At 25.5% G+C, this 9,373-nt stretch carries 7 protein-coding genes; all 7 read left to right on the plus strand.

Annotated features, from left to right (window positions below):
- Positions 1–233: 233 nt before the first annotated feature.
- The 7 genes from RYM86_RS18145 to RYM86_RS18175 all read left to right on the plus strand — a co-directional run bounded on the left by RYM86_RS18145 (position 234) and on the right by RYM86_RS18175 (position 9,241).
- Complete coding sequence (locus tag RYM86_RS18145) at positions 234–1,721, plus strand: hypothetical protein (protein ID WP_315082234.1); 1,488 nt, start codon at positions 234–236, stop codon at positions 1,719–1,721.
- A 14-nt stretch (positions 1,722–1,735) separates the two neighbouring features.
- Positions 1,736–2,590 (plus strand): diguanylate cyclase domain-containing protein, encoded by an 855-nt coding sequence (locus RYM86_RS18150; protein WP_315082235.1) that lies wholly within the window; start codon positions 1,736–1,738, stop codon positions 2,588–2,590.
- Positions 2,574–3,929: a DUF2334 domain-containing protein gene (locus RYM86_RS18155; RefSeq protein WP_315082236.1), complete on the plus strand. Its 1,356-nt coding sequence runs from the start codon at positions 2,574–2,576 to the stop codon at positions 3,927–3,929. The genes RYM86_RS18150 and RYM86_RS18155 overlap by 17 nt, the downstream gene beginning before the upstream one ends.
- An 11-nt stretch (positions 3,930–3,940) precedes the next feature.
- Complete coding sequence (locus RYM86_RS18160) at positions 3,941–5,191, plus strand: glycosyltransferase (protein ID WP_315082237.1); 1,251 nt, start codon at positions 3,941–3,943, stop codon at positions 5,189–5,191.
- Between the two features lie 21 nt (positions 5,192–5,212).
- The gene (locus tag RYM86_RS18165) at positions 5,213–7,432 is read left to right on the plus strand and encodes a cellulose biosynthesis cyclic di-GMP-binding regulatory protein BcsB (protein ID WP_315082239.1); all 2,220 of its coding nucleotides are present in this window, start codon (positions 5,213–5,215) and stop codon (positions 7,430–7,432) included.
- 169 nt (positions 7,433–7,601) lie between these two features.
- Positions 7,602–7,871: an ACT domain-containing protein gene (locus RYM86_RS18170; protein ID WP_315082241.1), complete on the plus strand. Its 270-nt coding sequence runs from the start codon at positions 7,602–7,604 to the stop codon at positions 7,869–7,871.
- A 14-nt stretch (positions 7,872–7,885) separates the two neighbouring features.
- Positions 7,886–9,241, plus strand: coding sequence for a PFL family protein (locus RYM86_RS18175; protein ID WP_315082242.1), 1,356 nt, complete (start codon positions 7,886–7,888; stop codon positions 9,239–9,241).
- The last annotated feature ends 132 nt before the right edge of the window (positions 9,242–9,373 follow it).

Consider the following 9,373-nt stretch of genomic DNA (forward strand, 5'->3'; position numbering starts at 1 on the left):
GTATTATATTAAAGTTATAAAGAATCAAATTTAAAAATAAGTAGTAAAAATTTTATTACTAAATATAATAATTTTCATATAAATATATTTAAAAATGAAAATCTATAAGAATAAGTTGATTTTTTGTATGAAATTTTACTAAGTTTCGCAAAATAAGATTATTACTAATTTAATTACAATTTTATTTATTATATATAAAACTAATATGATTTAAAATAATCTTATAAAAGAAGGTGAATAATATAAGAAAGATAGATATATCTAATCATAAATATAATAACATTTTAAAACTAGATAAGATTAACTATCCGCTTTTTGCATTTTTTCTTGTATTAATTATAGGAATTTTGACATTATTTATACATCCTATTATAGGAATGGCTGACAATGGGGACTTTTATAGAGTGATGAATAAAAGTGGTGCATATCATTTGAATAAAAATTCTAATGAGATATTTTTAGGATATTTTATAAAAGATTATGGAATTTATAAATATAATAATGATTATGCTAACCTTCTAATATCAACTCAATCTATATTTGTAAAGTTAGCTATTTTTTTAGATCGGCTTTTTACAAAAGACTATGTTTTAGATATAAGATTCATGTCTATTATGTTTTTGATAATTGAAGCTATAGGAGTTTATTTTTTAATAAAAGCACTAATAAATAAAGTAGATAATTCTAAATATAAGCTAATAATAACTTTAATAACTATTTTAATATTTTGTGATACAGGATATTTAGCATATTATAATTCCTTTTATGGAGAGAGTGTCAATATATGCTGTTTTTTAATGAGTATAGGCTTACTAATTTATATGATAGAATTTGATAAGTTTACGTGGTATAACTTAATAGCTTTTGGAATAAGCTCGTTTCTGTTTTTCGGAGCTAAACAACAATTAGCACCAGTGGGCATCCTAATATCATTTATTTTTATAACAATAGGAATTTACACAACAAATAAACGATTAACTAAAATATTAACTTATATCTTAGCTGTAATTTTTATAATAAGCTCAATGGTATTTTACAAGTCAATCACAGGAGATTTTAAATACATAAATATATATCATTCTATGAATAGAGGTATTTTATTGAATGAAGATGATCCAGATAGCATATTAGAAGATTTTAATATAAGCACACAATATTCTTTGTTACAAGAAACAGACTTTTTTGAAGAAATTAAATTATTAGATCCATATGAAGAAGAATTAATAGACGACTATTATGAAAAATTCTCATTAGGAAAAATTTTAGAGTATTATATAACACATCCCAAGGCATTTATTAAGGTATTAAAAATAAGTTTTAATAATGGATATTCAATCAGACCAAAAGTAATTGGAAATTATGAACAAAGTGAACACAAAGATTTTGGAGCTAAATCATATTTCTTTGCAACATGGAGTACATTTAAAGAAAAATTTATACCAAAGAATATGTTATTTACTGTAGTTACAATATCTATGTATCTGTATTTATCTACATCTAGATTTTTAAAGGCTATAAAGAATAATGATAAAAAAATTCAACTTAAAGAAATTACGTATTTTTATATATTTCTAGTTGGAATATCACAAATTATAATTTCTGTAATAGGGGCTGGTGATGCAGATTTATCTAAACATGTATTTATGTACAACATGGCATTTGATTTGATATTTATATACATACTTAGTTTGATTTTTGAAAATAAAACAATAAAATCGTAGGGTGGTTTTAAATTATGAATGAGATAAACATTAGAAAAAAGGTGGATATTTTAATAACGTTTTTAATAACGTATTTTTTTATTATATCTATTAGCTTTAATATTTTTAACTTTCAACAATCCTTTGAAAATTACTTTATGCTGACACTTATGATGATAATTGCAGTTATAAGTTACTATACTAATGTGACATTTTCATTAATTGTTACTTTGATAGTTGATTTTGTTTATATGAGTGTAAAATTATATTTAAATCTTACTGGCAATCTTACTGTTGAATTTAATACATATTATTGGATTGTAATAATACCTATTACTGCTTTAATAGTTTCATTGATGTCAAAGAATATAGTATTGCTGCAAGAAAAAGTGATATCTTTGGAAGAAGAGAATTCGAGACTTATAATGATTGATGAATCTACAGGAATAAGAAATGATAAAGCAATTATTATGGAATTACCAATATATATGAATATAAGTAAAAGGCATAATTTACCTTTAACTTTAATAATAGTAAAAGTTAAATTTGCAGATAAATTAAAAAGAATTCTTGGAAGAAAAAGGTACTTAGAGTTACTGGTTCAAACATGTGATATTTTAAAAAAAGCTTTAAGAGAAGAAGATGTAAAGTACATATTAAATGAAACTACACTGGCTTTTATAACAATCACCAATGAAGATGGTGCTAAGGTAGTAAAAAAGAGATTTAGAGAAAATATCAATAATGCTGATTTCATACAATATTCATTATATAAAAATATAAAGTTAGATATTCAAATGGGATCATGTACATTTGATAAATCAATAAAGGATTCTATGGAATTCTTAATAAAAGCTGAAAAGGAAATTGAATATGATATTCAAGAATAAACTATTTAAAGTAAAGAAATTAATTATATTAGTATTGATTTTTATAGTTATAGGTAGTTTGTGTCTAATTAAAAATGCATATAGTGTTGAGCCAAGAGAAAAAGTGTTAGTTCTATACGATGTGTATAAAGAATATGGAGAAAAAAGAAATATTTTAAATTATTTAAATAGAATATGTTTAGAATTTGCTGATGATATTGAAATAATAAGATTCTCAGCTTATGAGGGAGAAGATTTATTACAGTATAAAGCTATTTTTATATTAAATTTAAGTGAGAATACATTGAGTGAGACTCTAAAACAAAATCTAATTAAATATAATAATGAAATATTTTGGATTGGGAAAAAATCCTATAATGACTTTTTAAATACGGATAAAGTAATATACATAGAAGAGTTATATTTTGATAATTATAACTATAACAAGATATATGATTTTATTTATAAGAATTTTAATAAAGAACATGAGAAAAACACATATTTTTATTTTGATAAAGTTACTCCATTTAATGATCTTAATGTTTTAATTGAAGAGATAGACTATTTAAAAAAAATGGGGATACGTTTTTTTATTGAAGTACCGCCTGTATTTAAAAATGAAAATTTATCTGCCATGAATAGATTTGCAGAAGTATTGAGATATGCACAAGCTAATGGAGGAGAAATAGTATTAACACTTCCATCAATAGTGAGTTTAGATGTTCAAGGAAAAAACATAGAAGAAAAAGTTGATTTAGGATTTAAAAATTATATTAATTACTGGATTTATCCAACTGCTATAAGTATAAGTGATTATTGGTTGTATAGAAATGATTTAAAAGAATTGCTTAAAAAGACAGATACTATCTTTATAGATTCTAATATAGACATAGGAATTTTAGATTTTGATAAATATAATCTATCATCTTATAAGAATATAATTGAAAAAGTTAATTTGGATAATAGCAGTAATTTATATAATAATGTAGCGATAAATATAAGTAGTAAGTTATCTGTTAGTGAATTTAAGAATAAGGTTAAAGAGTTATTAGATAAAGATATATATTTTAAAGATACTCGTTATATAAGTAGCAGTATTACTATTAATAACTTAAATATAAAGAGTAATAAAAATGGCATATTCTTAAATGATAAGAATGTTACACAATTACAGTTTATTGATAGTGAAAAATATAAAACTGCAGTAAATGGATATGAAAATCAGAGAAATGAGGATGTTAATATAAGTTTGGAACAAACAAATAAAATACTTGTGATTATCAGTACTGTAGTTGTAATTATTTTTATAATAATTGTTTTGATAAGTTTTAATATTGATAAGAGAAAATTTTTAAAATAGGAGAAAATGTGATGAATGTATTTGACTACATGGCATTATATTCGCTGGGAATAATTTGGATAATAATATTTGTTAATATTATTTTAGTTGTATTTGGGTATATATACTATTCTAAAGTACATGATAAAAAAATGAAAGAGAAATTAAAGTACTATCCTTTTGTATCAGTTATGGTTCCAGCACATAATGAAGCTATTGTTATAAGAAAAACAGTAGAATCATTACTAGAACTAGATTATCCTCATGATAGATATGAAATTATAGTAATAAACGATAATTCAAGTGATAATTCAGAAGAAATACTACAAAAGGTTAAAGAAAGTGTTTTAGATAGGAATTTAATAATAATAAACACTGATAATATAACTGGCGGAAAGGGAAAATCCAATGCACTTAATATAGGGCTTGAAAAAAGCAAGGGAGAAATTTTAGCTGTTTATGATGCTGACAATACTCCAGATTCTAAAGCATTAAAATATTTAGTTCAAACATTGTTAGAAGATGATAAGTTAGGTGCAGTTATTGGAAAATTTAGATGTAGAAATAAAGATAAAAACTTATTAACCAATTTTATAAATATAGAAACATTAACATATCAATGGATGGCTCAAGCAGGACGATGGGAAATGTTTAAGATTTGTACTATTCCAGGTACTAATTTTGTAGTGAGAAGAAGTATTATGGAAGAAATGAATGGATGGGATACAAAAGCTATAACAGAAGATACAGAAGTAAGTTTTAGAATTTATATGATGGGATATAAAATAAAATTTATGCCTCTTGCTGTAACATATGAACAAGAGCCTCAAACATTAAATGTGTGGTTTAAGCAAAGAAGCAGATGGGCCAAAGGGAATACTTATGTAGTTATAAAAAATTTCAAATACTTATTTAAACCAGGCTTTGGCGTAACTAAATTTGATATATTGTATTACACGATGATTTATTTTTTCTTTTTATCAGCTAGTGTTATTTCGGATATGTTATTTTTATTAGGCTTTGGAGATATAATTCAAATCAATATCACTGGATATGGATTAATATTATGGGTTATGGCGTATTTAGTATTTAATCTTTCTATAATGATAGCAATTTCAACAGAAAAGGGAGAATTAAATATAAAAAATATTATGGTTATATATATAATGTATTTTACTTATTGTAAATTATGGGCTATTGTAGCGGCAGTAGGATTTTATAATTACATAAAAGATTCATTATTAAAAAGAGAAACTAAATGGTATAAAACTGAAAGGTTTTAAACCTGGAGGAGGTACTTATATATGAGTAAGGAGAAGGTAATTTTATATAAATTAAAACTTTTTTTATTTTTTACTTTTGTAATTATACTTTTAGGAAATATGTTGCCTATTAAAGCAAATGCAGAGCCAATTAAGAATTTTACAAATGTAGAAAATACAATTAATACAAAGACATATAAAATGGGAAATGATTTAAGTTTTAAAGGTGTATTTTCAGGTCACAGTTGGTATTTTAATATTAATAAGTGGTGGAATGTTAACTTTGTTGAAGCACATATACAATTTTCAATAAATCAATTAGTAGATAGTAAAAAAGATGCATACATAGTACTGTCTATTAATAATGTTAATTTTTATTCTGAAAAAATATATTATGATGAAAGGACAGAAATTCAAGATATTAAACTAAGCATCCCAAAAGATTTACTTTTAAGTGGAAGTAATGAATTGAAAGTTGAAACATATTCAAGAATTTCAGATTTACCGTGTATAGATGATGTTAATATTGCAAATTGGATTACTTTAAAAGGTAATTCAAATGTAAAAGTTAATTTTAATAATGCTATAGCTGACAATAAAATATCCAATTTTCCATATCCTTATTTAAAGGAAGATGATGAAGAATATGTATCTACAAATATAGTAATACCAAACGAATATAGTGATGGTGAATTAAGTGCTGCATTATTATTAAATTCTTACTTAGGAAAGATGTATCAAAATGGCGACTATTATGGAGAAATATTAAAATATGATGACTTTTCTAAGAAAAAATCTCAAAATGTAATTTATATTGGAAATTATGCTATTCTTCCTAAAGAAATAAGTCTATCAAATAATGGGGAAAATGAAGACTGTACTATAAAAGTGTTGAATTCACCATATAGTAATGATGAAAATAGAAAGATGTTACTTCTTTTAAGCAATAATGATGAAAGTCTTTTAAAAGGTGTAAAAACACTTATGAATAACGATATCGTTTTTCAATTAGACAATGATACATTTATAGTAGATAAAAACTTAAAAGAAGAGATGAAAAGCAAAGAGGAGAATGGAAGAATAACTTTTAAGGACATTGGAAGTAATGAAATTCACTTAAAAGGTCAGTTTAGAAGAAGTGCTACTTTAAATTATAGTTTACCTAAAAATAGAGTATTAAGTTCTGGTGATAAAATAAAACTATTTATGAGATATTCTGAAAACTTAGATTTTAATAGAAGTTTAGTAACTATATACATGAACAATACTCCTATTGGAAGCAAAAAATTAGAAAAAGATAAAGCAAATGGTGACGAGTTGGAATTAACAATACCTGATGATGTTAAATTAAGTAGTTACATGGAACTTACTATAGCTTTTGATTTAGAAATGGAAAATTCATATTGTGAAAAAAGGCAAGAAGAAATGCCATGGGCTTTAGTGAATGGAGACTCATATATATATACTGGATTAGCTGATATAAACAATTACTACTTTTCCACATATGGAGCGCCATTTATAAAAGATAGAGCTTATAATGATACATTAGTAGTGTTGCCAGATAATTTGACATCACAAGATTTAACTTATATAGGAAGAGTTTTTACTTATTTAGGTAAAGATTTATATTACAATACTGGAAGTCTAAAAGCAATTAGAAGTTCAAGAATAAATGGGGAGGAAAAAGACAGTAATATAGTTGTATATGGAACTCCAGAAAATAATAAACTTATTAAAAAATTAAATAATAATCTTTGGTTTAAGTATGATGAAACATATTCAAAATTTTTATCAAATGAAAAGTTATTTTTAACAGAACCATTTTCAAGTGAAATTTCTACTTTTCAACTTGATATATCACCATATAATCTTCAAAAAGCGATGCTTGTAATCACATCACCAAATGAGGAGATATTGAGAAATTCATTAGAGTATTTAAGTTCATCAAAAAAAATATATGAACTTAGTGGTGATTGTGCTGTAATAGATCAATATGGAAATATAAAAACATATAAAATGAAAGAAGAGGTATCTAAGCCAATTTATCAAAAAATAATTTCATTAGATTCTAAGGTAAAAGGTCTATTAGGAATTGCAACATTATTTTTAATATTTATTATCATATCTATAATAATGTATTTCTTAAAAAATAAATCAATGGAAAAAGGAGATTCAATTTTAACCTTAAAGTTAAAAAAAATTGGTAGAAAATATTCTAAAGGTATAAGAGAAAAAGAAAATGAAAAATCTAAAGATAAATAATTTTTAGGCATTGTATTTAAATAAATAGGTAAAATATGAAATAAGTTAATAAATATATTAAAATTGACAAGTTATAATAGAAAATATAGAATTAAAGTATTATTTAAAAATATTTGTAAAAATATATTTACTCAATAAAAAATTAATTTATGAAATGGAGAAGATAAGCATGAAAGCAATATTAACAGTAATTGGGGAAGATAGAGTTGGTATTATTGCAGGGGTTAGCAATAAATTACAAGAATTTAATATTAACATATTAGATGTTAACCAAACAATAATGCAAGGATTTTTTACTATGATGATGGTATTAGATTGTAAAAATATGAATACACAATTTGAAGACGTACACAAAGCACTAAATGCTAAAGGTATAGAACTTGGTGTTGAAGTTAAAATTCAAAGAGAAGAAATTTTTAAGTCTATGCATTCACTATAATTGGGGGGGAACTTATGAATACAAATAAAATACTTGAGACAATAAAGATGATTGAAGAGGAAAAACTAGATATAAGAACGATAACAATGGGGATTTCATTATTAGATTGTATAGATCCAGATGGAGAAAAAGCCAGAATAAAGATATATGATAAGATTACAAAATCTGCAGAACATTTAGTAGAAGTGGGAAGACAAATAGAATCTGAATTTGGAATTCCAATAGTAAATAAAAGAGTTTCAGTAACTCCTATATCAATAATTGCAGGGGCCACTAATGAAGACAGTTATGTGAAATTTGCTCAAACTTTAGATAAAGCAGCTGATACTTTAGGAATAGATTTCTTAGGTGGATTTTCAGCTTTAGTACAAAAGGGATGTACTAAAGGAGATAAGATTTTAATAAATTCTATTCCAGAAGCGTTAGCAATTACACAAAAAGTTTGTGCTTCTGTAAATGTTGGATGTACAAAATCAGGAATAAATATGAATGCTGTTAGAGATATGGGAGAAATCATAAAGAAAACAGCAGAACTTACGAAAGATAAAAAAGGATTTGGATGTGCAAAGTTAGTTGTATTTGCTAATGCAGTGGAAGATAATCCGTTTATGGCTGGAGCATTTCATGGAGTTGGAGAAGCAGAAAAAATAATAAATGTTGGAGTAAGTGGACCTGGAGTTGTTAAAAGAGCTTTAGAAAAAGTCAGAGGACAATCTTTTGATGTTGTTGCAGAAACAATAAAGAAAACTGCTTTCAAAGTTACAAGAATGGGTGAACTAGTTGCTAATGAAGCTTCAAGAAGATTAGGTGTTCCTTTTGGAATAGTTGATTTATCTTTAGCACCAACCCCAGCAGTTGGCGATTCAGTAGCAGAAATATTAGAAGAAATAGGACTTGAAACAGTAGGAACACATGGAACAATAGCTGCTCTTGCAATGCTTAATGATGCCGTTAAAAAAGGCGGAGTTATGGCATGTAGCCATGTAGGTGGTTTAAGTGGTGCATTTATACCTGTATCTGAAGATGCGGGAATGATTGAGGCTGTAATAAATGGATCATTAAACTTAGAAAAATTAGAAGGAATGACTTGCGTATGTTCAGTAGGACTTGATATGATTGCCATTCCAGGTAATACACCAGCATCTACAATAGCTGCAATGATTGCTGATGAAGCTGCAATTGGTGTTATAAATAATAAAACAACAGCAGTCAGAATAATACCAGCACCAGGATGCAGCGTTGGGGATATGGTTGAATTTGGTGGTCTTTTAGGTAGAGCACCTGTAATGAAAGTGAATGAAAATTCATCAGAATTATTTGCACAAAGAGGTGGAAGAATTCCGGCTCCGATACATTCATTTAAGAATTAAAATAAAAAATAATTATGTTTTATTAGATATTTAAACTACTCAGCAATAATTGTTGAGTAGTTTTTTATTGTGTGCCTAGCATGGGCACGTACTAATCGGTGAAAGTCCGTAATGGGGGCTGATAGTGCCAAC

The sequence above is a fragment of the uncultured Clostridium sp. genome (assembly GCF_963527835.1).
Lineage (GTDB): Bacteria > Bacillota > Clostridia > Clostridiales > Clostridiaceae > Clostridium.

Excerpts from the sequence above, each read along its gene's own strand:
- RYM86_RS18150 (WP_315082235.1), top strand. The coding sequence starts at position 1,736 with ATGAATGAGATAAACATTAGAAAAAAGGTGGATATTTTAATAACGTTT.
- RYM86_RS18155 (WP_315082236.1), top strand. The coding sequence starts at position 2,574 with ATGATATTCAAGAATAAACTATTTAAAGTAAAGAAATTAATTATATTA.
- RYM86_RS18160 (WP_315082237.1), top strand. The coding sequence starts at position 3,941 with ATGAATGTATTTGACTACATGGCATTATATTCGCTGGGAATAATTTGG.
- RYM86_RS18165 (WP_315082239.1), top strand. The coding sequence starts at position 5,213 with ATGAGTAAGGAGAAGGTAATTTTATATAAATTAAAACTTTTTTTATTT.
- RYM86_RS18170 (WP_315082241.1), top strand. The coding sequence starts at position 7,602 with ATGAAAGCAATATTAACAGTAATTGGGGAAGATAGAGTTGGTATTATT.
- RYM86_RS18175 (WP_315082242.1), top strand. The coding sequence starts at position 7,886 with ATGAATACAAATAAAATACTTGAGACAATAAAGATGATTGAAGAGGAA.